Consider the following 23388-nt stretch of genomic DNA (forward strand, 5'->3'; position numbering starts at 1 on the left):
TCCGTTCAGCCCGCCAGCTGGAACTTGCGCTCGACCAGCCGGCGCACCGGCCCCCACGACGACAGCCGCAGCGGAAGCTGGGTCAGCTCCAGCAGCAGCGGGTTGCGCGGGGCGTAGACCCCCTTCACCCGGCGGCCGAGCCGCTGCTTCTTCTCCGCCTCCGGCCTCAGCTCCGCCTCCCACTCCGCCAGCGCGGCCAGGACGTCGTCGCCGTGCCGCGCCAGGGCCGCGCCCAGCCGGTCGGCACCGCCGACAGCCAGCGAGGAGCCATAGCCGGCGAACAGTGTCACGCACCAGGCCGCGTCACCGAGCAGCACGACCCTGCCCTTGCTCCACCGATCCACCACCATCTGGCTGATGCTGTCGAAGTAGACCGATTCGGCCGTCTCAAGCCCTTCCAGCGCCTGGGGGACGAGCCATCCCATGTCGCCGTAGATGGTGCGCAGCTCCTCCAGCGACGCTCCCGCCGGGCCGCCATCGGTGCGGTAGCCGAAGAAGGCGGCCGTACGGCCGTCGCCGACGCTCATCATCGCGAACGTACGGCCGCCCGCGCTGATCGAGCCGGTCGTCTCGGCGGGCAGACCCTCGGGTCGCTCCTTCAGCATGTAGACCGCCACCCGGTGCCCCAGGTCGAGCCGGTAGTCCTCCTCCGGGCCGAACACCAGGGCCCGCGTCGCCGAGTGCAGCCCGTCGGCGCCGATGAGCAGGTCGGCACGTTCGGTGCCGCCATCGCTGAGCGAGACTCGCACCGTGTCCGCGTCCTGCTCGACGGCCGTGATCGTGGTGCCGAACCGGATGGTCACGTGATCGGCGACGGCCTCGTACAGCACCCCCTCGATGTCGCCGCGCAGGATGTTGAACGACTTCCTGCCCATGGTGGCCGCGATCGTCTCGCCGCTGAGCGCGAAGCGGCGCTCGCCGCTGGGCCTGCGGTAGACCAGCTCGCGCGTCACGAAGGCGCGCCGCCTCAGCTCCGGCAGGACGCCCATCCGCTCGGCCCCGTCGTGACCGATGCCGCCGAACGTCACCCCGTAGCCGCCACCGCGCCGCGCCGGGGCCCGCTCGACCACCAGGGTGTCCCAGCCCGCCTGATGCAGGCGCAGCGCCGCGGCGAGTCCGGCGATTCCCGCTCCGATGATGATGGCACGCATGTCCGCGTACTCCCTTCCGTTTTGTCCATAAAAACAGATAGTAGATTTGTTTTCAAATGCGCGAGGATCTGCTCGACCTGCGGTTCAGGTGAGGTCAGGGCTGTCTCCCGCTACCTGAGCGTTACAGAGGCGCGGTCGGCGCCGGTTCACCATCGGGCGATGAGCGGTGATCCTTCTGGTTCGTGCTGCTGCCAGGTCTCGGCGAGGCGGGTCAGCCGGGCGGGCGCGGCGATGCCTCGCACAGTCGCGATCCGGCCGCCGGCGATGTCGAACGTCGCGGCGCCGACGACGCGGTCGCCGACCACGAAGACGAGGGCTGGGGCGCCGTTGACGCGCGCGTAGTGGACGGCGGACGTACCGCCGGCCAACCGCCGCTTGGCGGGTGTGGGTTTGAACCCGGCCCGTGCGACGGCGGCGATCCGCTCCGGAGTGTCGTACCGCAGCAGCGTCCCGGTCAGGCCGGCGCCGTCGGAGACGGCGGTCGCGTCGTCGGTGAGCAGCGCCACCAGCCGTTCGGTGCGGCCGGAGAAAGCGGCGGCGAGGAACTCCTCGACGATCCTGCGGGCGGATTCCGGGTCGACCTCGCCACCCCGGCGGCGCGCCGCGGTGACGCGGCGCCTGGCCCGGTGAAGGTGCTGCTGGCTGGCGGATTCGGTGATGCCGAGCAGCTCGGCGATCTCGGCGTGGCTGTAGGAGAACGCTTCCCGCAGGACGTAGACGGCCCGTTCCAAGGGCGACAGCCGCTCCATGAGGGTCAGGACGGCCAGGGAGACCGATTCGCGCTGTTCGAAGGTGTCGGCGGGGCCGAGCATCGGGTCGCCGGCGAGAAGCGGCTCGGGCAGCCAGGCGCCGGCGGCGCGTTCGCGGCGGGCCCGCGCCGAGCGGAGCCGATCCAGGCACAGGTTGGTGACGATCCTGGTCAGCCAGGCTTCCGGCACCCTGATCCGCCGCCGGTCGGCGGCCTGCCAGTGCAGGAACGCGTCCTGCACCGCGTCCTCGGCGTCGGCGGCCGAACCCAGCAGCCGGTACGCCAGCGAGGCCAGCCGGTTCCTGCTGACCTCGAACCGCTCGGCGTCGAAACGATCAGTGGCGACCTGATCGGCGGCGATGCTGTCCATGCGGACCACCCTAGGCGGCTAAACCATCACCTTCCCGGCGGGCACATCGGGCGTGGCGGCCAGCCGGCGCCTGCGCTTGGGCAGGCCGAAGGTCGGGTGCGCGTTGGCCCACAGTGACATCCGCAACAGGGCCGCCTTCACCCGGGCGGACGTCCCGCCGCCCACGTACGCGGGCTTCGCCTGCCCTTCGCCGTCCACCAGCTGGAGAATGGCGTCCCGCCGTCCGAGACTGATGTGGTTGTAGGTGTAGACCAGCCTGGTCTTCGCGACCTTGCCACTGGTCAGGCGTCCCACGATCGCGTGGAACGCCTGCCCGCCGGTGTAGCCGGCCGACGCGCAGGACATCGGCAGCGGCCTGCCGTTGTCGCCGATGGCGTGCACGCTGTCGCCGACGGCGTAGACGTCCGGGTGGGAGACCGACCGCATGGTGCGATCGACGACGATCCTGCCGGTGTCCGTGATCTCCAGCCCGCCGGCGGCGGCGATGGGGCTGACCGCGAACCCGGCCGTCCACACGGTCGCGTCGGACGCCAGGGCGGTGCCGTCGGCGCACCGCACGCGGGTCGCTTCGACGGCCGCGACAGTGGTGTGCTCCAGGACGGTGACGCCGAGCCGGTCGCAGGCCCGCCGCAGGTGGCCGCGGGCTCCGGCGGAGAGCCGGGCGCCCAGCTCACCGCGGGCGACGAGCGTCACCGACAGGCGGGGCCGTGATTCGGCGATCTCGGTGGCGGTCTCGATGCCGGTCAGCCCGTCGCCGACGACCACCACGTTCCCGCCTTCGTCCCGCCTGTCCAGGCCGTTCAGGCGCTCGCGCAGGCGCAGCGCCGAGGACAGGGCGGCGATGTCGAAGGCGTGCTCGGCCGCCCCGGGGACGCCCCCGACGTCACCGTGGCTGCCGAGCGCGTACACCAGCGTGTCGTAGCCGAGTTCGCCGCCGGCTTCGGTGCCGGTCACGGCGACGACCTGGCGCTCGGGATCCACGGCGGTCACCCGGGCCACGCGCAGCCGGATCCCCGTACCCGCGAAGACGTCGAGCAGCCGCTGCGCCGAGGCCGCCCGGCCGGCCGCCACCTGGTGCAGCCGCATCCGCTCGACGAAGTCCGGCACGGCGTTGACCACGGTGATCCGCACGTCCGCCGCGGACAGCCGGCGGGCCAGGTTCCCGGCCACGTAGACCCCGGCGTAACCGGCACCGAGGATCACGATGTGGTGCTTCATGTGTTGCTCCTCTCGCGTCACTTGCTCGTGAGTTGAGCGGAACAGCGCCACGATTGCTGACAGGAACGCCGCGTGGCATGGGTCACACCGTGACCGGTTGGGCCGTCCGTCACGGATCGCCGCCTGAACGCGGGCTGTGGCCGTGGAGGGCGGCGCTGCTCTGGTGCGCGAACCTCGGCGGTGCTAGCGTCCGCAATGGAGCGCCGGGAAGCCTGGTCGGCATGGTTCGCGAACGATGTCAGCTGTGGGGGAGAAGGCGCGATGGAACTGATCCGGTTGTCCGACATAGATGGCTCCATGCTCGACCTTGTAGGCGGTAAGGCCGCCGGGCTCGGGAAGATGATCAGAGCGGGGGAGCGCGTCCCGGACGGCTTCTGCCTGACCGCCGACGCCTACCGGGCGGGGCAACTGCCCGAGGAGGAGCTGGTCGAGGCGTACGAGCGGCTCGGCGGGGGCCGGGTGGCGGTGCGCTCCAGCGCCACCGCCGAGGACCTGCCGGAGGCCAGCTTCGCCGGTCAGCAGGACACCTTTCTCAACGTCGAAGGCCCCAGCGACCTGATCGACGCGGTACGCCGCTGCTGGGACTCCCTGTTCACCGAGCGCGCCGTCGCCTACCGCGCCGCCGCGGGCATCGGCGAGACGGCCATGGCCGTGGTGGTGCAGCGGATGATCGACCCGGTCACGGCCGGGGTGCTGTTCACCGCCAACCCGATCACCGGCTGCCGCTCCGAGATGGTCGTCGACGCGGCTCCTGGCCTGGGCACCGCCATCGTCGAGGGCACCGTCGTGCCCGACCACTACGTGCTCGATCAGCGGATACCGGCCGTACCGGATGACGGCGGGTGCTTGAACGCGGAGCAACTCGGCCGGTTGCGTGCGGCCGGGCAGCGGCTGCAGGAGCATCTCGGCTCGCCGCAGGACATCGAGTGGGCGATCGACGCCGAAGGCACGCTGTGGCTGCTGCAGTCGCGGCCGATCACCACGCTCTTCCCGCTGCCGCCCGACACCGGAGACACGCGGCTCTACCTGGAGTTCGGCCACATTCAAGGCATGCTCCGCCCGTGCACCCCGATGGGCGTGTCGCTGCTCAAGACCGGCGGAAGCGTGTGGTTCCAGGCCGCGGGAGCCAAGGTCGACCGGCGTGACCCGCTGCCCCGAATGGTGCCGATCGGTGGCCGGCTCTACTTCGACGTGACCGACTTCCTGCGCAGCAAGGCCATGCGCGAACGCATCGGGACCTCCCTGGAGGTCTACGGACCGAGGGTGCAGGGCGCTGTGCTGCGCATGCTCGACGACCCGCGGTTCGCGCCGCGGCCCGGCCTGCCCTTGCATCTCGGCAGCGTGGTCAAGGGCATGGCGCGGATGGTGCCCGCCGGGCTGGCCGGAGTGGTGTCGAGTCTGTCCAACCCGGCTCTCGCGCGAGCCCGCGCCCACCGCGGCGTCGCGGAGATCAAGCGGATGATCGTCCCGCCCGGCGAGTCCGCGACGGCCGCCGAACGGCTGCGCTGGGTCGTCGAGGACTCCCACAAGGCGGTCATGAGCATCGACATGCACGGGATCGTGTGGCCGCTGACGGCAGGCATGATCGCCGGGACGCTCCCGGCCGCGCTGCTCAAAGGCGTCGCCACGGACGAGGAACTCGACACGGTCCTCGGCGGCATGCCGTACAACGTGACCACCCAGATGGACCTCAAGCTGTGGGGCCTGGCGGTGCGGGCACGCGAGCACCGCGACCTGTTCCTCGGCACCCCACCGGAGGATCTCGCCGCCATGTACTTCGCCGGCGAGCTTCCCGACATCGGGATGGCGGGCTTTCTGGCCGCGTACGGCATGCGCGCGGCGGCCGAGATCGACGTCGGCGTGCCCCGCTGGGCCGACGACCCCGCGCCGCTGTTCGCCACCATCGCCAACTATCTGCGCGTCGAAGACCCCGCGCAGGCGCCCGACGTCCGGTTCAAGGCGGCCGCGGCCCGCGCGGAGCGGATGATCGAGACGCTGTCGCGGCGGGCGCGGCGCAGGCGCCCCATCCGCGGCCGGCTGGCGGCGTTCTTCATGCGCCGCTCGCGACAGCTCACCGGCCTGCGGGAGATCGCGAAATTCGCCTGGCTGCCCGTGATCCAGGCGTGCCGGCGCCAACTCCTCCTGGCCGGCGCGGACCTGGCCGACCGCGGCCGGCTGGAGCGCGCCGACGACATCATGTTCCTGACGCTGGAGGAGGCGCGAGCCGCCGCTCGCGACACGGACCACCGGGAAGTCGCCGCGATGCGGCGCGCCGAGTATGTACGGGAACTGCGCCGGCGCACCGTACCCGGCGCGCTTCTGTCCGACGGGACCGACCTGGAGGCGCTCGCGCCCGCCGAGCCGGCCCCGGACGGCGTGCTGACCGGTATGTCCGGAGCCGCCGGGCAGGCGACCGGCAGGGCGCGGGTGATCCGTGACCCGGCCGGCGCGCGCATCGAACCGGGGGAGATCCTGGTCGCACCCACCACCGATCCTGGCTGGACCCCGCTGTTCATGACCGCGGCCGGCCTGGTGACCGAAACCGGTTCCCCGGTGGCGCACGGCCCTACGGTGGCCCGCGAGTACGGGATCCCCGCCGTCATCTGCGTCCGCGACGCCACACACGAGATCAGGACCGGGCAGTTGATCACCATCGACGGCGCAGCCGGCACAGTGTGTGTGGAACCCGAATGACCGCAACAACCCGAATGCCGCCGCGGCGATGGCGACCATGATCCAGATGCCGGGCAGGACGGCCGTCGTGATGGCCAGGCCGCCGGCGAAGTCACCCGGCCGCACTCGATCGGGGTGGAGTCGGGCCGCCCAGACCGGGTCGGTCCACAGGTCGGTGTCGCGGGCCAGCACCCGGATGGCCCGCTTGAGCAGCGGCAGGCCTTGTGCGGGCGCTTGTTGTAGCCGGACTGGCCGGGCAGGTAGGGGAAGGCGCCGGGCAGCTGCTCGGGGACGTAGCGCAGCCAGCGGGCCTCGGAGTGGATACCGAGCAGCACCTGGGCGACGGCCAGGGTCAGCAGTTCGGCGTCGGTCAGCTGCGGCTTGCGTCCCCGCGGTGGCTGATGTCCGAGCCAGTCGTCGATCCTGACGTACAGTGCGGTGAGAAGGGTGTTGAGGTCTGTCGGGCGTAGCGGCGCCCTGGCAGGGGAGACGCGGCCGACCACGGAAGGATCTCCGGCATGCGCCTGCCCGTACCTGTTCTATCTGCCATACGTGAAAGAAGAGATCATCATCCTCTGAGCTGCTAAAAGAGTCCTCCAACCCTAGATAACCATCGCGTCGTCGTCTGCTCCGGATCCTCGCAACGGCGTGCCGTGGCCGCCGGCCAGGACATCTACGCCGTCACCGCGCCGCTCGTCGTCGAGGCCGTCGCGCGGGATCCTCACCGGCAGGACCAGAACCACCCGGGGCCGCCTCCGCGGGAGCGATCTTCGACGCCCCGGACTGCCTGGCCGCCCTCTCGGCCCACATCACCTGGTGTTCTCGCTGGTCCGGGCGAAATTCACGGAAGGCTGTGTGACATCCGCATCTGTTCGCGGCGGGCGTGTGAAGGGAGGGTTGGGGCTCATCACCCCCGCTTGTTAGGGAGCACATCATGACACCGGCCCAAGAGAGCGTGCGGATCACGCGTACGTACCCGGCCACCCCCGAGCGCGTCTGGCAGTTGTGGACCACCGGCGAGGGGATCGCCCGGTGGTGGTCGCCGGACGGGTTCACCGTCGAGGTCGACAAGCTCGAGCTGCGGCCGGGTGGCGAGCTCATCTACACGATGACCGCCACCGCGCCGGAGCAGATCGCGTTCATGGAGAGTCACGGGATGCCGCTGAGTACCCGGTCCCGCAAGAGGTTCGTCGAGGTGGCGGAGCCGGGCAGGCTCTCTTACACCTCGCTCGCCGACTTCATCCCCGGCGTGGACCCCTACGACTTCCTCACCGTGGTCGAGCTCGAAGCCGTCGAGGAAGGCGTCCGCGTCACGATGACCGCGGACGCGATGCACGACGAGGAGTGGACCCAGCGGCTGGCCGCGGGCCGCGCCAACGAGCTCGACAACCTCGGGCGCGTGATCGACGCCGACTCGTAGAAGTGGCCACGCCATCATGCCTCCCGACGGTCGCGCTGACCGGCCGTGAGCTTCTCTCTCCGGCACGGTCCCCGCTGGTGGTCGCCACGCGGCCGGGTCACCTACCCTGGTCGGCCAGGGAACGTGGACGGGGGATCCGGCTGGTGGCACTGTGGCGATCCGACCGCGCCGTCCGGCTCACGCCGGTCGGCGCGGTCGCGTGCGCGGGCCTGCTGCCCCTGCTGCAGGTGGCGCTGGCCTTCAGCTACCCGGACAACGACGTCCGCACTGGACTGTGGAGCCTCGCGGTGACCGTGGTGTACCTGCCCCTGCACCTGCGTCACGTCTGGTACGCGGCCCGCGGCGTACGCCTGCCGGCAGGCGGGTGGACGCTCGCGGCGATGGCCGTCGTCATCATCGCCGCCACCCCGCTCGCGGGGAACACATGGCCGCGCGCCTACGCGGGCCTGGCCGCGTCGGCGGTCCTGGTCCTTCCCGGCCCGTGGTCATTCGTGCTCTATCTGTCGCTGGTGATCGCGGCCGCGCCCGCGTCCCTGCTGCTCGGCCTGCCGTGGAACGCCGCGCCGTGGCTCACCCTGTCGGTGCTGACCGGTAGCGGCGCCGTACTGCTGCTCGTCTGGCTGTCGGCCGCGCTCGTCCGCCTGCAGTCGGCCAGGCAGGTGCTCGCCCAGCGGGCGGTCGCGCAGGAACGGCGCCGCATCGACGACGACCTGCGCAGGACGCTCGGCGCCGCTCTGGAGTCCCTCGCGGCGCGCGGCGCCCGCGCTGCCGACCTGCTGCAGAGCCCGCCCGGCAGGCGGGCCGAGCTGGTGGCGGAGCTGTCCGGGCTGGCCGACGATTCGCGGCGCACGCTCGCCGAGGCCAGGCAGCGGGTGCGCGGGTACCGCAGGCCGTCCCTGCGGGCCGAGCTCGACACGGCCGCCACGCTGCTGTCCGCGGCCGGGATCGAGACCCGGCTGCGGCTGCCCCGCACGGGCATACCCGACACGATCGCGCCGGAGCCCCGGGCGGCGCTGCGCGCGGCGGTCACCCGCCTGCTCGGCTCCGAAGGAGTGAGCGCCTGCACGATCACGGCCGCGGTCTCGACGGACGGCGTACGCCTTGAGGTGCGCGCCGACGGCGTCGCGGAAACCATCGACGTGCAGACCGAGGGACGCCCATGATCCCGCTGATCGTGCCGCGGTGGGTGGTGCGGCATCCCCTCTGGCCGCTGATCGCCCTGCAGGTGCTGATCGCCGTACAGGTGCCCATCTACACGACCCTCGGCATGGACGGCCCGGCGGGGAACCCTGTCGCGGCCACCGTCGCCGTGGCCCTGGTGCTCTTCCTGAGCCTGCGACACGGCCTGGCCGCCGCCAGGGGCGAACGCCCCGCGGGCTGGCCCTGGACCCTGGCCGCGCTCGTCGTGCTGGCCGACGTCCCGCTGTGGTGGGTCGGTTCGAACTGGCAGGCCGTCACCGCCTTCTCCCTCGCCTCCATCGTGATGCTGCTGCGCGGCCGGCTGATGCTGGTCGCAGCCACGTTACAGCTCCTGCTCAACCCGGTGAAGGAGGTGACCTCCATGCTGGGCGACAGTGCCTACACCACCCCTCGGGCCCTCATCCTGGGCGTGTACGCCCTGTTCGGCCTCATCCTGTACGCCAGCACGCTGGTCGGCGGCGCCCGCCTGGTCCGGTTGCTGACCGAGCTGGAGGCCACCCGCACCGACCTGGCCGCCACGGCCGTCGGCGAGGAACGCATCCGTGTCTCCCGCGACCTGCACGACCTGCTCGGCCAGAGCCTGTCGGCCATTTCCCTCAAGGGCGACCTGGCCCTGCGCCTGCTCGCGAAGGACACCGCCGCCACCCGCACCGAGATCGAGAGCCTGACCGAGGTCGCCAGGGAAGCGCTCAGGGACATACGCGCGATCACCCGCGACGAGCACCCGGTGTCGCTGCGCACCGAGATCGACGGCGCCGCCGCCCTGCTCGGCGCCGCCGGCGTCGACATCCGCCTGGATGTGGCCGACCTGCCGCCGCTGTCCGGTCCCGCCCAGGACGCGCTGGCCTGGGCGATCCGCGAGGGCACCACCAACCTGCTACGGCACAGCGACGCCCGCACCTGCACGATCACCCTGACCCGCGACCGGGGCGCGGTACGGCTGGACATCGTCAACGACGGCGCCCAGTCGCCCTCGACGCCCTCGCCCGGCACCGGGCTCTCCGGGCTGGCCGAGCGGGCCCGCGCCGCCTCCGGCACCTGGCTCACCACCGCGCACGACGGTCGGTTCCTGCTGTCGGTCGAAGTCCCCGAGGAGGTCGCATGATCCGCGTACTGATCGCCGAAGACATGCACATGATCCGCTCAGCGCTGGTCGCCCTGCTGTCGCTGGAGGACGACATGGAGGTCGTCGCCGAGATCGAACGCGGCGACGAGGTCCTGGCCACCGCCCTGCGCGTGCGGCCGGACGTCGCGGTGCTGGACATCGACATGCCGGGGCTGGACGGGCTGTCGGCGGCGGAGCAACTGTCCGCACGGCTTCCCGACTGCCGCACGCTCGTTCTCACCGGGCTCAGCCAGCCGGGCAACCTGCTGCGCGCGCTGAAGGTGCACGTGAAGGGCTTCATCGTGAAGGACGCCCCGGCGCAGACCCTCACCGACGGCATCAGGCGCATAGCGGCAGGGGAGCGGGTGATCGACCCCGAGCTGGTCGCCGCCGCGCTCGAGACGGGCAGCAGTCCGCTGACCGCTCGTGAGACGGAGGTACTGCGCGCGGCGGCGAGCGGCATCCGCGTCGCCCAGATCGCCACCCAGCTCTCGCTATCGCAGACCACCGTGCGCAACTACCTGTCCAACGCCATCGGCAAGGTCGGCGGGCGCAACCGCATCGACGCGATCCGCATCTCCCGCGACGCGGGCTGGCTGTAGCGGGCAAAACCGCAGCAGCGGCATCGACGTCCCGGGTGGATTCAGCCATCGAGAGGGGAGCCGCAGGCCAGGGGCAAGGGATGCCGGACAAGATCAAACTGGGGGCCGGCAGGAGATACAGCCAGGCCACAGGGTTCGCGACCGAGGGGATGTAAAGGACCACGTAGGGCAAATTCACGAGGAGTACCGCGGCTTGGAGAATCATGATGAGTCGGGCTCGCCTGATGACGACCGAGCCTCGTTCAGCATCGCTGATCTCCGTCACCCGCACCACTATGTCGGCCGTCGGACGGGCCGTCACATGGTCAAGCGCCAAACAGCGCGAAGCGCCATCGCGGGCCGCCAGGGGCGAGGGCGGGCAGCCCGGTTCGGATCTTTGTTGATACGTTGTCGGAAGGTGTGCCGGGAAGTCTGGTCGGCGAGTTGCTGTCGTCGTACCCGAGCGAGGCTTCCTGATGCGTGCGCGCGATCTGATCACCGATTTTCCGACCGTTACCCTGGACACATCCATCGCGGCGGCGGCACGGCTGCTGGCCCAGCAGCGGCTGCCCGGGCTGATCGTGGTCGATGAACAAGGGCTGCCCTTGAGTGTCCTGCCCGGCACACAGGTGCTGCGCCTGGCGGTGCCGGACTACTGTCAGGAAGATCCTGCGCTTGCCCGGGTGGTGGACGAGGAACACGCCGACCGGTTCCTGCGGTCGTTGGCCGACCGTACGGTGCGCGACGCGTTGCCGCCACGGCCTCGTGAGCTTCCCATCACCGATCCCGATGCCACGTTGCTCGAGATGGCTGCGTTGATGGCCCGAACGCGCAGCCCGTTGGTGGCCGTGGTGGACGACGGGCAGCTACGTGGCGCCGTGACCCTGCAGACGCTGCTGGACCGGGCGGTGTCCGCGTGACGGTCACTGCCTGGGCGGCGGTGGCGGTCTTTCTCGGCGCCTACGCGCTGATCGCCAGCGAGAAGATCCACCGCGTCGCGGCAGCGCTCGGCGGGGCCGGGATCATGCTGCTGATCCACGCCACCGACGCCGAGGCCGCGTTCTTCTCCGAAGAGACCGGCATCGACTGGAACGTCATCTTCCTGCTGCTCGGCATGATGGTCATCGTCGGTGTGCTCAAGCAGACCGGCGTTTTCGAATATCTGGCGATCTGGGCGGCCAAGCGCGCCAGGGGGCGGCCGTATCGGCTGATGGTCTTGCTGGTCGTGATCACCGCCTTGGCGTCGGCGCTGCTGGACAACGTCACCACGGTGCTGCTGATCGCGCCGGTGACGTTCCTGGTGTGCGAGCGGCTGGCGCTGCCGGCGGCGCCGTTCCTCATCGCCGAGGCGATGGCCTCGAACATCGGCGGGGCCGCCACCCTGGTCGGCGACCCGCCGAACATCATCATCGCCAGCCGGGGCGGGCTGAGCTTCAACGACTTCCTCGTGCACATGGCGCCGATGGTCGTCGTGCTGATGATCGTATATATCGGTATGTGCCGTTTCCTGTTCCGCAAGTTCTTCGTCTACGACCCGGAACGGGCAGCGGAGATCATGGCGCTGAACGAGCGGGAGGCCATCGCCGACCGCCGGTTGCTGTGGCAGTCGCTGGCCGTGCTGGCGCTGGTCATGGCGGCGTTCGTGCTGCACCCGGTGCTGCACTACGAGCCGTCGGTGGTCGCCGTGCTGGGTGCCGGGGTGCTGGTGGCCGCGACCCGGGTCACCGCTGAGGAGGCGATCCGCGAAGTCGAGTGGCCGACGCTGGTGTTCTTCGCCGGGCTGTTCGTCATGGTCGGGTCGCTGGTGGAGACGGGGGTGATCCCGCAGATCGCCAAGGCGGCGGCCGAAGCCACCCAGGGGCAGCTGGGCTTCGCCACGATGCTGTTGCTGTGGGCATCGGGCGGGTTGTCGGCGATCGTGGACAACATCCCGTACGTGGCCACCATGAGCCCTATCGTCGCCGAGCTCGTCCAGGCCAACGGCGGCAATGAGCACGCCCAGGTGCTCTGGTGGGCTCTGGCCTTCGGCGCCGACCTCGGCGGCAACGCCACAGCGGTGGGCGCGGCGGCCAACGTGGTCGTGTTGGGCATCGCCGCCCGCAACGGCACCCCGATCAGCTTCTGGCAGTTCACCCGCTATGGCCTGGTCGTGACCGTGGTGACGATTGCGTTGTGCGTGCCGTACCTGTGGCTGCGCTACCTGTGAGGCTGCGCTCCCTCGGCTCCGGCGCTCGGGTACCGGCCGATACCGGCGTTGGCACTACCGTCCGGCTCGCCACCGAAGGAGCGTGAGATCGTTGACTGACAACGAGCACTCCGGCCAGACCGAAAGCCCGCCTGATGCCCCACTCCAGCCCGCGGATTCCCCTTCGGACGACTTCTCCGTCAGGGTTCGCATCCGCGGCGATGTCCTCCTGATCGAGCTCAAAGGCCTTCTTGCCGGCCCATCCGTCGACATGCTCCAGATGTACGTCGTCAGCACGCTGGCCACACACGTCTCGCCAAAGGTGATCATGGACATCGACGGGGTCACCCTGATGGACGAGGCTGGGCTCGGCGTTCTGCGTACCGCCACCTACCGAGCGCGCGAAGCAGGCGGGCGGCTGGTCATCGCCGGCGGCCACCGCCTTCTCGACGCAGATGTCAACGGCCTGGAGCGTGCGGCGACGATCAGTGACGCCTTCTCCGGCCTGAACGCTTCCGGCGGCACCGCAAGCAGCTGATCCGCCGGCTCCGCACGTGACCAGGGTCATGATCCGGAGCCGGGCCACTGGTCAGGACCTGCAACCCACTGACGACGACTACCTGCACCCGGCCGACCCGGCACTGGTTCTCCGTCACCTTAGCGAGATCGCCCAGTAAGTGGCGTGCCATCGGGTGCGCCGCGACCAGGCACGGCGACGCGGCAGATGCACGCCGACGACGACCCAGCCGAATCCGGTCAGCGGGGAGAGGTGTTCGAGCAGCCCCGCGGAGCAGCGCCGCAAGGGCATGAGAGGTCATCGGTGAATCCTCCACTTCTCCGTGGCGACCAACGCCGGGGGCCGACCAGACTTCCCGGCTCCCTTGCATGTGATACATCTATTTTAGCTTATGCTGAAATTACTGTAAGAGAGGGTTTTGGCGGTATGACGGAACAGGATCCGCTGCTGGAATGGGTGGAGCGGGTGGCCATGTACCTGGCTCGCGACGGGGTGCCACCGATCGCCGGGCGGGTGCTCGGCTGGCTGATGGTGTGCGATCCACCGGAGCAGTCCGCCGGGCAGATCAGCCAGGCCATCGGCGCCAGCCGCGCCTCGCTGACCTCCAACCTGCGGCTGCTGTCCAGCATGGGTTTCCTCGCCTGGCGTACCCGGCCGGGCGAGCGCACCGTCTACTACCGGATGGCCGGGGACGCCTGGGCGGTGGTGGTGCGTAAGCAGATCGCCGGTCTCACCTCGTTCCTGGACATCACCCGCGACGGCCTGGATCTGGTCGGGCCGGACGACGAGCGGGCCGAACGCATTCGCCAGGCGCACACCACCTTCGAATGGATGGCCAAGGTGTTCCAGAACGCGCCACTTCCCGGGGAGGAGACATGAACGGGCACGCGATCGTGGTGGGCGGCGGCATCGGCGGCCTGGCCGCCGCTCTGGCGCTGCGGCGGATCGGCTGGCGGGCCACCGTACTGGAACGCGCCCCCGCGCCGGGTGAGATCGGCGCCGGCATGTCGCAGTCCCCGAACGCGATGCGAGCCCTGGACGAGTTCGGCGTCGGCGAGCAGGCGCGCGCCAAGGGGGCGCCCTCCTACTCGGCCGGCAACCTGCGCCTGCCCGACGGCCGTTACCTGCAGCGCGCCCGCCGGGGCGACGTGACGCCGCTGCTCGCCTTCCACCGCGCCGACCTGCACGGGCTGCTGCTGGAGGCGGTGCCCGCCGGCTGGGTCCATCCCGGCACGGAGGTCACCGGTCTGCGCCAGGACGACCGCGGTGTGACGGTCACCTGGGACGGCGGCGAGGCGGGCGCGGACCTCGTGATCGGCGCTGACGGCATCCGCAGCGCCGTACGCCGCATGGTGTGGCCGGACGCGTCTGCCCCGCGTTTCCTGGGCCGCACCGCCTGGCTCGGCGTCGCGGACACCAGCGGCTGGGGAGCCTCGGCGGAGGACGTCACGACGCCCCCCGACGGACTGTCGGGCAGCGTCACCATGGGCTCAGGCGGCTACTTCCTCATCCACCCGATCAGCCGCGGCCGCACCTACTGGGCCTTCGTCACGACCGCCGACCGGCCGGACCTGCGCTACGCGCGGGAGAAGGCGGAGGTGGCCGGCCGCCTGGCGGCCTGGCATCAGCCGATCCCCGGCCTGATCGCGGCCACACCGGACGAGGCCGTGATCCACATCGACATCCGCGACCTGGACCCGCTGCCCACGTATGTCCGCGGCCGGGTGGCGCTGCTGGGCGACGCCGCCCACGCGATGAGCCCCGACCGCGGTCAGGGCGCCGGACAGTCCATCGAGGACGCGGTCGTGCTGGCCGCCGCCCTGCACGCCGAGGCCGGCATCGACGCCGCGTTGGCCCGCTACGACACTGAGCGCCGGCCCCGTACCCAGGCCACCGCCCGGGGCGCCCGCGCGGACGGTCGCCGCACCACGTCCGCGGCGGCGCACCGGGCTCTGGCCGCCATGATCCGGCTCATGCCCGCACCGGTGTGGCGTCGCGGCATCGCGGCCGACGGCAACGCCACCTGGCGGTGGCGGCCACCGCGCCTGCCGGAGCCGACCACACACGCTTGATACGACGAGCCCTCGCAGATGACGGCGCCGGCGGAACCTCAGGCGAGGAAGGCAAGGATTCTCGCGGCGAGGCGCGAATAGCCGGGGCCGAACCAGATCATATGGCTGTCGGCCTGGCTGACCGCCAGTTCGGCGCTCGGTATCGTCGCGACCAGGGACTCGGCATGGGTGAAGGGCACCGACCGATCGTGGCGGGTCGCCATGACCAGTGTGGGCTGGGTGACCTGCGCGGCGCAGTCCGGTACGGGGAGCATGTCGGCGACGAAGCCGCGACCCGATCGCATCGAGGCGAACAGGCAGATGAGCAGGCTGCGCTCGGCGGCGGACAAGTTCCTCAGCACCTGACCCACGGGCAGGACCGACAGGTCGCGGAGAAGCAGACGCAGTCCCAAGGAGGGCGCCACGCGGAGCAGGAGGCGCAGGATCGCCCAGGTGCCGGCCTCCACCCGCCCATCGAAGACCGCCCGGCCGCCCAGCCGGGTCAGCCGGTCGGGCCAGGGCAGAAATCCGACCGAGCTCTGCAGGATGACCCGCTCGACCAGGTGCGGGTGGCGGGCGGCCAGGCTCAGCGCGGTGCGCCCACCGGCCGAGATTCCCACGACCGCGGCGAGGCGGTCGATCCCCAGAACCTCGCAGAGCTGGGCGGTGGCGTCGGCGAAGCCGGCCGCCGTGGTGCCGGTGGCCAGCGGCGTCCGCCCGTATCCGGGACGCGAAGGGGCCAGCACCGAGCAGCCGGCGTCGGCGTAGACCTCCTCGCCCAACGCCAGCCCCGCCCGCATGTGACCGCCGTGGAACAGCACCACCGTCCTGGGCCCGTCTCCCTCCAGGCGATACTCCACCGGCCCCGCCGTCAGCTCGGCGACGACGCTGGCGCGCTCGGAACAAGCTTGGGAAGTGGCCGTCACGGTGTCTTCTCGGGTTGGTGGGGAGGGCGTTCCCGCCGGCGGATCTTGCTGGTGACGGTGCCGTACCAGGTCGGGAGATCCCGCTCGTCGTCGAACCAGCGGGCGACCACGATGTCGGTGGAGGAGTGCAGCAGGATCGACAGCACGATGGTGACGGCGACGAGCTGGAACACCGGCACGGCGGCGGCGATGCCGGAGCCGAGCACCAGGAGCCCGTAGACCACGGAGGCGAATCCCTTGGGCCCGAACCAGGCCACCGCCGCCTGCTCGCGTACGCCCAGTCCTGAGCGCAGGAACGACAGCCAGATCGCGACGGGGCGGGCCACGATCAGCGCGAGCACCGCGAACAGCCATCCCTGCCAGCCGACCGAGCCGAGCAGCGCGGGGGTGATGAGAGCGCCGAACACGAGCAGCGCAGCGAGTTTGAACACTTCGGCGATCAGCTCGCCGAAGTGTTCGAACGACTCGCGCTGCCGGGGCCCGAAGGTGGCCACGGTGATCCCGGCGGAGAAGGCGGCCAGGAACAGGTTGCCGTGGGTGGCCTTGCCGACGGCCAGCACGAGCAGGCCGATGGCCAGGGCGTTGAGCGGCTCGTAGGCGGTGGAGGCGGCGAACCAGCGGGTCCGCTCCAGCTTGATCGCCACCCACGGGACGGCGACCCCGATGACGATGCCGAGCCCGAGCTCCAGGCCCAGCTCTCCCAGGTGCAGGTCCTCGGATCCGGCCGCGACCGCGAGGAAGAGGATGACGAACGGCAGCGCCAGGCCGTCGTTGACGCCGGATTCGACGTTGAGCAGTTGCCGCAGCCGGGGCGGCACCTTCTCGTTGCCGACCAGGGCGGCGGCGAAGACCGGATCGGTGGGCGCGAGGATGGCGCCGATCAGCAGCGACTCGATCCAGCCCAGCCCGAGCAGGTAGTGCGCCCCGGCGGCGGTGATGACCAAGGTCAGCGGCAGGCCCCAGCCGAGCGCCCGGCCGGGCAGCCGCCAGGCGCTGCGCAACTCGGCCCAGCCGACCCGCATGCCGTCGGTGAACAGCACGGTGAACAACGCCAGCTCGGCCAGCGTCGCCACCAGGTCGTCACCGGGCCGTAGCGAGATGACACCGAGCACGCCGTCACCCAGCACGAACCCGGCCACCAGGAACAACGCGGCGGTGGACAGGATGGTGCGGTGGGCCAGACTGGACAGCAGCACCGCCAGCAGCAGCACACCCGCGAACGCGGTCAGCAGCACACCCATCACAGGTGCCACATGGGGGTCGTCATGGAACGGCCTTTCCAGTCGGTTGACTCACACGATCTTGCCGACCAGACTTCCCGGCGCTCCGCCCCCACCCTAGCAGGGGCTGCCATCACGGTGGTGCTCGTCACTCCATGAGGGTGACCAGAGGACAGTTCGGCCGGAGTACTGGACCCAATGATTGCACGATTTGTTCGGAACTATCCGAACAAATCGATATGCTCGGCTGGTGAGCGTTGACGAGTTTGTAGAGAACGCCGGGCTCTTCTACGAGCGGCTCGGGCTGAGCCGCACGTCGGGCCGCGTCATGGGCTGGTTGCTGACCGCCGACACCTCCGGCGCCGACGCGCCCGCGCTGACCGAGGCGCTGGCCGTGGCCAAGAGCAGCATGAGCGTCGCGCTGCGGCAACTCGAACAGGCGGGCCTCATCGAGCGGTTCCGGGTGCGCGGCGAGCGGCGCGACCGCTACCGGCTGGCCGAGGACGTCTTCGCCCGTGCCTTCCGCGCGAAGATGGCCGAGTTCGAGGGCTTCCTGGCTCTGGCCGAGCAGGGGCTGCGCGCGGTGGGCGACGACCCGGAGCGCCGGCGGCGGCTGGAGCTCATGCGCGACATGTACGCGTTCATGATGGACCGCTTCCCTCGTCTGCTGGACGAGTGGGACGAGCTCAAGGAGCAGCGATGAGACCGTTACTGATCACTGTGGGCAGTCGCGGCGACGTCCAGCCGTACCTCGCCCTGGCCTGCGGGCTGCTGGCCGCCGGGCACCGGCCGCTCCTGGCGGCGCCCCGGCGCTTCGAGCCGCTCGCCGCCGCCCGCGGGGTGGACTTCGCGCCGCTGAACGACGAGATGCTCGCGCTGCAGGACAAGGTCCAGGGGCAGGGCGTACGGGCAGCCATCACCGCCGCCCGCACGGTCAGGCCGATGCTGCGTCGCCTGCTCGACGACCAGGCCGCGCTCACCGCGCACGAGGCCGACGTGGTCGTCTATCACCCCAAGTCGCTCGGCGGCCCCCACGTCGCCGAGAAGCTCGGTGTCCCAGCGCTGGCCGGTCTGCTGCTGCCGCTCTACCTGCCCACCGCCGCCTTCCCTTCCCCCATCCTGCCGGTACGGGTGCCGCGGGCGCTCAACCGGGCGAGCTGGCGCGTCTCCTCCGCCGTCGAGGCGCCCTACCGCGGCACGGTGCGGGACTGGCGGGCCGAGGCCCTCGGCCTGCCTCGGAGGTTCCCGCCGGTTGCCGACCTGGTCGAGGGGGGCGGCGTGCTGCACGCCTGGAGTCCGCACCTGCTCCCGGCACCCGCCGACTGGCCCGCTCAGGCGCATCCCACCGGCTTCTGGGCGATGCCCGCCGACGACTGGCAACCGCCTGAGCGACTGGCCCGCTTCCTCGACGCCGGGGACCCGCCGATCTACGCCGGGTTCGGCAGTTCCTTCAGCGGTGACCCGGAGGCGCTGACCTCCGCAGTGCTGGAAGGCGTCCGGCTCAGCGGGCACCGCGCGATCCTCGCCACCGGCTGGGGCGCCCTGCGACCGGGTTCACAGCCGGACGACGTCCTGGTGGTCGAGGAGGCTCCGCACGCCTGGCTGCTCCCGCGCGTCTCCGTCGCCGTACACCACGGCGGCATCGGCACGGTGGCCGCCGCGCTGCGCGCCGGCATCCCCCAGGTGGTGCGTCCTTTCCTGGGCGACCAGCCGTTCTGGGCCGAACGCCTGAACCACCTCGGCGTCGCGCCGCCACCCATCACCGGCCGGCTCACGCCTGGCCGGCTGGCCGCCGCGATCGAGAACGCGGTCGCGCTGGCACCGGCCGCCCGCGCGCTCGCCACACCGATCCGAGCGGAGGACGGCATCGCCGCCGCCGTCACCCGCATCACTCGCGCGGACGCGGCCCGGCCGTGAGGCTGGGTTCCAGCGCTCGGAATCGTCGCGCCGGCGCTGCCGGAGGGCGGATCGGCTCTCCGATGCATTACCGGGTCATGGCCTTCTCCTCATGGCCTGGAGACCGAACCGGGAGAGGTTCGGTCGTGGCAGCAGTCACGCGGCGGCGTCTTGACCCGGAGTTCCGGGCGGGCGCGAGCGCGTCGCCGCCGACGTGGTCCCGTGGTCCCAGTTGTGCGCCTCGCTTCACGATGGCAGCCGCTCGGAGTCCCGGCAAGAACAGGGCAGGCCGGGACCTGGCGGCCCATCCACAAGGCCGCCGCCGGCATCTGCGGGCCCAGCTCTCGCGGCTGCCGGTTGCAGACGGCCTGGGAGGGCAACCGCGGGAACAGATGACCGATCCGGGCCGCCGCGAGACAGCACATCCGCGTCATCGGTCCCGTCGTCTCGCCCTCGGCGGGGCTTCGCTCGTCAGCCGCCGGTGGCCGGCGTCTCGTCGGCGCTGAGAGTCCGCAGGATGTCGACCAGTGTCGACATCTGCTCGGCGGTGAGCGGCTCGAACAGTTCTTCCGCCGCGCGTTCATAGCCGGCCGTCCAGTCCTGCGCCAGTGCGGCCCCTTGCGCTGTCACGCGCAGGAGCACGGACCGGCGGTCGCCCGCGCTGGTCTGGCGTTCGAGCAGTCCGTCGCGGACGAGCGCGTCGACCAGGGTGGAGGCGGTCCCCTGGGCGATGCCGACAGCGAGGGCGAGTTCGGTGAGACGGACAGGCTGTGAACGTGCCACCTCCACGACCAGGCGTGACCTGGGCGTCGACACCCCGTGCTCGCCCAGCCGCTCGTTGAAGTGGCGTACGAGAATCTTCGCCGTACGACTGAACTCGTCGGCGACCTGCGCGGCGGTCACGCTCTTCGGCATCGCCCACCTCCTGCTTGACGTACCCATCGTACGAGAGGTTACATTGACGCCAATGTATCGACATCAAATTATTCGATGTCGATGTATTGGCGCGGGGTGCGCCATCAACCACGAGGAGTGGGAGCATGAAGATCTTCATCACCGGCGGCAGCGGTTTCGTCGGCGGCGTTCTCGTCCATCGCCTCATCGCCGAAGGGCATGAGGTCCTGGCACTCGCCAGATCGGGCTCGAGCATCCAGCGCGTACGTGCGGCGGGAGCCGAGCCCGTCACCGGCGATCTCCACGACCTCCGCCGGACGGACTCCACGGCGCCGAGCTGGCTCGCCCAACTGCGAGAGGCCGACGCGGTCGTGCACGTCGCGGCTCACATGGAGTTCTGGGGGCCCGACTCGCTCTTCGAACACGCCAACCACGTACCGACGGTCGCCCTGCACGCCGCGAGCGTCGCGGCCGGGGTGCGACGCTTCGTGCTCATCAGTGCCGCGTCCGTCTCCACAGGGAGTCAGCGTCTTCCCGTCGTCGACGAGTCGACACCCGAAGGCCGGCCGAACATCGCCTACAGCCGGGTCAAGCTGGCCACCGAGCGCGCGCTCCGGGAAGCCCGTGGCGGAAGCACCGAGCTGGTGGTGCTCCGCCCGCCGTTCATCTGGGGTCGCGGAATGGCGACGATCGACGAAATGGCCGAGGTCGCCGAGGCCGGACGGTTCGCCTGGATCGATCACGGCCGGCACATCGTCGACTTCGTCCACGTCGAGAACCTGGCCGGCGCCACCATCCTCGCGCTCACACGGGGCCGCCACGGCGGGGTCTACTACGTGACGGACGGTACGCCGATCCCCATCCGGGACTTCCTCACTCCCTTGCTGGCGACCCGCGGCGTGGACCTGTCCAGGAGCCGCAGCGTTCCGCTGGCGATGGCGGCGCCCATGGCGGCGATGATGGACCGCACGGCACGCCTGCTGCGGCGCAAGTCGGCGCCCCCGCTGACGAACTGGCTCGTGAGCTTCACCGGCCGGGACCGTTCCTACGACATCACCGCCGCGCGGACAGAGCTGGGCTACTCACCCGACGTGACCCTGGAGAAGGGCCTGGCGGAGATGAGCTTCTCCTGAGCCGGGAGGGCGCGGCACAGGGTTCTGGCGGCCGAAATGGTGGGAAGGGGCCATCGGACGCGCCGCAAGGGACTTTGGTCCCTGCCGTGAACACGGTAAAACGCGACATTTTGGGTCCATGCACGCTGTCAGCTCTGTGTCGGGAACGGCCCCATGACGGGAATCGGCGCGACCCCTGAGCCCGGAATCCCCCGCACCCGCCCGTCCATTGAGGGCTCGCCCGCCTACGCGGAGAAGCCTTTCGCCACGCACGCCGGCGTGCGCAGGCTCGTCAGCGCCGCCGTCGGTGCCCAACACCCAGCCGTGTCGGGCAGCCCGCCCGATCAGGACGAGCGGCTGCTGTACGACATGATCCCGCACCGGCCTACCAACCGCTTCCCCTTCGATGACCGCCGGTTGCCCGGGTACGTCTTCGCCGACCTCGTGCACGCTGCCCACGAGGAGGGTGCCACGCTGGTGCCGGTGAGAGGACGTACGGCGCGGCGCGTGCTCGACATGGTCGCCATGGCCGAGGACACGCCGGCCGCCGAGGAGACCTACCGTGCCGAACCGGCCCGCTGGACCGGCTCGCGGACGCGCCGCGACGGCGTGCCCGATGTGGTCGACCTGCGCCCATGGGAGGCACGTCGTGGCTGAGCCGATACGCCCCGTCCTGATCCAAGGCGGTATGGGCGTCGGCGTGTCGGGCTGGCGGCTGGCCCGAGCGGTCGCCCGAACCGGACAGCTCGGCGTGGTGTCGGGCACGGCGCTGGACGTCACCCTCGCCCGGCGGCTGCAGCGCGGCGACCCCGGCGGCCACGTGCGCCGCGCACTGGCCCGCTTTCCGGTTCCGGAGGTCGCCGAGCGCGTGCTCGGCCGCTACTTCGTGCCCGGCGGGACCGGCGAGGACGTGCCCTTCCGGCCGGTGCCCCGGCTGGGACTGCGGCCGAACCGGGCTCGTGACGAATTGGCCGTGGTGGCCAACTTCGCCGAGGTCTTCCTGGCCAAGGAGGGCCACGACGGCCCTGTCGGGGTGAACTATCTGGAGAAGATCCAGCTCGCCGCCCCGGCGGCCGTGTACGGCGCGATGCTGGCCGGCGCCGACTACGTGCTGGTCGGCGCCGGCATCCCGGTGGAGATCCCGCGCCTGCTCGACGATCTGTCCGAGCACCGTCCCGCCCGGATCTCGGTCGCCGTGGCGGGCGGCGACGGGCACACGATCGGGATCGACCCGGCCGGGCTGCTCGGACACCGGCTGACGCCGCCGGCCCGGCCCAGTTTGCTGGCGATCGTGTCGGCTCACGTGCTGGCCGCCTACCTGGCTCGTTCCCCGGTGACCCGGCCGGACGGGTTCGTGATCGAGACGCCGGTGGCGGGCGGGCACAGCGCGCCGCCCCGAGGCCGGATGACGCTCGACGCGGCGGGCGAGCCGGTGTACGGGCCCCGCGACGAGACCGACCTGGGCAAGGTGGCCGCGCTGGGGCTGCCGTTCTGGCTGGCGGGCGGGTACGGCACACCCGGCGGGCTGGAGCGCGCCTGGGCGGCGGGCGCGGAGGGGATCCAGGTGGGATCGGCGTTCGCGCTGTGCCGGGAGTCCGGGCTCGAACCCGGCCTGCGCCGGCGCCTGCGCGAGCAGGCTGCGAGCGGCGCCCTCCAGGTGCGCAACGACCCGCGCGCCTCGCCCACCGGGTTCCCGTTCAAGGTCGCCGCCGTGGCCGGGACGCTGTCGGAGCAGGAGGTGTACCAGGCACGCCCGCGGCTGTGCGACCTGGGCTACCTGCGCACCCCGTACACGAAACCGGACGGCGCGATCGGCTACCGCTGCCCGGCCGAGCCGGTGGACACCTACGTGCGCAAGGGACGCCCGGCCGAGGAGGCGGCCGAGCGCCGCTGCCTGTGCAACGGCCTGCTCGCCGCGATCGGGCTCGGGCAGCATCGCGCCGGCGGCTACGACGAGCCGCCGCTGCTCACGCTCGGCCAGGACACCGGCTTCCTCGCCGGCCTGCCGGACGACCACTCGGCCGCCGACGTGGTGGCCCACATCCTGCTGGGAGCCCGGATATGACCGAGCGACCGGAGGCCGTGCCGCGGCCGCCCACGAACGCCCGATCACGTGAGGAT

General features: G+C 71.2%; 22 protein-coding genes and 1 pseudogene. 15 read left to right on the forward strand and 8 right to left on the reverse strand.

The window, feature by feature from the left end:
• Positions 1-5 precede the first annotated feature (5 nt).
• From B0I32_RS34705 to B0I32_RS34715, 3 genes are all read right to left on the reverse strand, one after another.
• Positions 6-1151, reverse strand: coding sequence for an FAD-dependent oxidoreductase (locus tag B0I32_RS34705; RefSeq protein WP_106247026.1), 1146 nt, complete (start codon positions 1149-1151; stop codon positions 6-8).
• A 146-nt stretch (positions 1152-1297) separates the two neighbouring features.
• Positions 1298-2269: a sigma-70 family RNA polymerase sigma factor gene (locus B0I32_RS34710; protein WP_106247028.1), complete on the reverse strand. Its 972-nt coding sequence runs from the start codon at positions 2267-2269 to the stop codon at positions 1298-1300.
• An 18-nt stretch (positions 2270-2287) separates the two neighbouring features.
• Positions 2288-3487 (reverse strand): NAD(P)/FAD-dependent oxidoreductase, encoded by a 1200-nt coding sequence (locus B0I32_RS34715; protein ID WP_106247030.1) that lies wholly within the window; start codon positions 3485-3487, stop codon positions 2288-2290.
• 261 nt (positions 3488-3748) lie between these two features.
• Between B0I32_RS34715 and B0I32_RS34720 the strand changes: the two genes are divergently transcribed.
• Positions 3749-6181 carry a PEP/pyruvate-binding domain-containing protein gene (locus tag B0I32_RS34720; RefSeq protein WP_106247031.1) on the forward strand — a complete coding sequence of 811 codons (2433 nt, stop codon included), beginning with the start codon at positions 3749-3751 and terminating at the stop codon, positions 6179-6181.
• 95 nt (positions 6182-6276) lie between these two features.
• On the opposite strand, the pseudogene B0I32_RS60240 reads toward B0I32_RS34720, so the two are convergent.
• Positions 6277-6663, reverse strand: a pseudogene (locus tag B0I32_RS60240) (hypothetical protein); the annotation flags it as partial.
• A 99-nt stretch (positions 6664-6762) separates the two neighbouring features.
• Positions 6763-6903 (reverse strand): hypothetical protein, encoded by a 141-nt coding sequence (locus tag B0I32_RS58050; RefSeq protein WP_181308098.1) that lies wholly within the window; start codon positions 6901-6903, stop codon positions 6763-6765.
• Positions 6904-7094: 191 nt separating this feature from the next.
• Between B0I32_RS58050 and B0I32_RS34735 the strand changes: the two genes are divergently transcribed.
• The 9 genes from B0I32_RS34735 to B0I32_RS34775 all read left to right on the forward strand — a co-directional run bounded on the left by B0I32_RS34735 (position 7095) and on the right by B0I32_RS34775 (position 15240).
• Positions 7095-7580, forward strand: coding sequence for an SRPBCC family protein (locus B0I32_RS34735; protein ID WP_106247033.1), 486 nt, complete (start codon positions 7095-7097; stop codon positions 7578-7580).
• Positions 7581-7723: 143 nt separating this feature from the next.
• The gene (locus tag B0I32_RS34740) at positions 7724-8743 is read left to right on the forward strand and encodes a sensor histidine kinase (RefSeq protein ID WP_106247034.1); all 1020 of its coding nucleotides are present in this window, start codon (positions 7724-7726) and stop codon (positions 8741-8743) included.
• On the forward strand, positions 8740-9885 hold the full coding sequence (locus tag B0I32_RS34745; RefSeq protein WP_106247036.1) for a sensor histidine kinase: 1146 nt from the start codon (positions 8740-8742) through the stop codon (positions 9883-9885). Before B0I32_RS34740 ends, B0I32_RS34745 begins: the two co-directional genes overlap by 4 nt.
• Positions 9882-10487, forward strand: coding sequence for a response regulator transcription factor (locus tag B0I32_RS34750; RefSeq protein WP_106247037.1), 606 nt, complete (start codon positions 9882-9884; stop codon positions 10485-10487). The genes B0I32_RS34745 and B0I32_RS34750 overlap by 4 nt, the downstream gene beginning before the upstream one ends.
• 455 nt (positions 10488-10942) lie before the next feature.
• A complete protein-coding gene (locus B0I32_RS34755) occupies positions 10943-11386 on the forward strand; it encodes a CBS domain-containing protein (protein WP_106247039.1) in 444 nt (147 codons plus the stop codon).
• The gene (locus tag B0I32_RS34760) at positions 11383-12672 is read left to right on the forward strand and encodes an ArsB/NhaD family transporter (RefSeq protein ID WP_106247041.1); all 1290 of its coding nucleotides are present in this window, start codon (positions 11383-11385) and stop codon (positions 12670-12672) included. Before B0I32_RS34755 ends, B0I32_RS34760 begins: the two co-directional genes overlap by 4 nt.
• Before the next feature lie 91 nt (positions 12673-12763).
• Positions 12764-13189 carry an STAS domain-containing protein gene (locus tag B0I32_RS34765; protein ID WP_106247043.1) on the forward strand — a complete coding sequence of 142 codons (426 nt, stop codon included), beginning with the start codon at positions 12764-12766 and terminating at the stop codon, positions 13187-13189.
• 405 nt (positions 13190-13594) lie between these two features.
• Positions 13595-14047, forward strand: a complete 453-nt coding sequence (locus B0I32_RS34770; protein ID WP_106247045.1) for a GbsR/MarR family transcriptional regulator — start codon at positions 13595-13597, stop codon at positions 14045-14047.
• A complete protein-coding gene (locus B0I32_RS34775; protein ID WP_106247046.1) occupies positions 14044-15240 on the forward strand; it encodes an FAD-dependent monooxygenase in 1197 nt (398 codons plus the stop codon). Before B0I32_RS34770 ends, B0I32_RS34775 begins: the two co-directional genes overlap by 4 nt.
• Before the next feature lie 38 nt (positions 15241-15278).
• Here B0I32_RS34775 and B0I32_RS34780 read toward each other — a convergent pair whose 3' ends face one another.
• Complete coding sequence (locus tag B0I32_RS34780) at positions 15279-16145, reverse strand: alpha/beta fold hydrolase (RefSeq protein ID WP_245956204.1); 867 nt, start codon at positions 16143-16145, stop codon at positions 15279-15281.
• Positions 16142-17386: a cation:proton antiporter gene (locus B0I32_RS34785; RefSeq protein ID WP_106247048.1), complete on the reverse strand. Its 1245-nt coding sequence runs from the start codon at positions 17384-17386 to the stop codon at positions 16142-16144. Before B0I32_RS34785 ends, B0I32_RS34780 begins: the two co-directional genes overlap by 4 nt.
• A 229-nt stretch (positions 17387-17615) precedes the next feature.
• Here B0I32_RS34785 and B0I32_RS34790 point away from each other — a divergent pair, with 229 nt between their 5' ends.
• Both B0I32_RS34790 and B0I32_RS34795 read left to right on the forward strand, forming a co-directional pair.
• Complete coding sequence (locus tag B0I32_RS34790) at positions 17616-18068, forward strand: GbsR/MarR family transcriptional regulator (RefSeq protein ID WP_106247049.1); 453 nt, start codon at positions 17616-17618, stop codon at positions 18066-18068.
• Positions 18065-19282: a glycosyltransferase gene (locus B0I32_RS34795; protein WP_219912152.1), complete on the forward strand. Its 1218-nt coding sequence runs from the start codon at positions 18065-18067 to the stop codon at positions 19280-19282. The genes B0I32_RS34790 and B0I32_RS34795 overlap by 4 nt, the downstream gene beginning before the upstream one ends.
• A gap of 450 nt (positions 19283-19732) precedes the next feature.
• Here B0I32_RS34795 and B0I32_RS34800 read toward each other — a convergent pair whose 3' ends face one another.
• Positions 19733-20176 (reverse strand): MarR family winged helix-turn-helix transcriptional regulator, encoded by a 444-nt coding sequence (locus tag B0I32_RS34800; protein ID WP_106247051.1) that lies wholly within the window; start codon positions 20174-20176, stop codon positions 19733-19735.
• A 125-nt stretch (positions 20177-20301) separates the two neighbouring features.
• On the opposite strand from B0I32_RS34800, the gene B0I32_RS34805 reads away from it, so the two are divergent.
• The 3 genes from B0I32_RS34805 to B0I32_RS34815 all read left to right on the forward strand — a co-directional run bounded on the left by B0I32_RS34805 (position 20302) and on the right by B0I32_RS34815 (position 23332).
• The gene (locus tag B0I32_RS34805) at positions 20302-21288 is read left to right on the forward strand and encodes an NAD-dependent epimerase/dehydratase family protein (protein WP_106247052.1); all 987 of its coding nucleotides are present in this window, start codon (positions 20302-20304) and stop codon (positions 21286-21288) included.
• Positions 21289-21441: 153 nt separating this feature from the next.
• Positions 21442-21924 carry a hypothetical protein gene (locus tag B0I32_RS34810; RefSeq protein ID WP_106247054.1) on the forward strand — a complete coding sequence of 161 codons (483 nt, stop codon included), beginning with the start codon at positions 21442-21444 and terminating at the stop codon, positions 21922-21924.
• Positions 21917-23332, forward strand: coding sequence for a nitronate monooxygenase (locus B0I32_RS34815; protein ID WP_245956205.1), 1416 nt, complete (start codon positions 21917-21919; stop codon positions 23330-23332). The genes B0I32_RS34810 and B0I32_RS34815 overlap by 8 nt, the downstream gene beginning before the upstream one ends.
• Positions 23333-23388 lie beyond the last annotated feature (56 nt).

It is taken from the genome of Nonomuraea fuscirosea (genome assembly GCF_003001935.1).
In the GTDB taxonomy this organism is placed as follows: domain Bacteria; phylum Actinomycetota; class Actinomycetes; order Streptosporangiales; family Streptosporangiaceae; genus Nonomuraea; species Nonomuraea fuscirosea.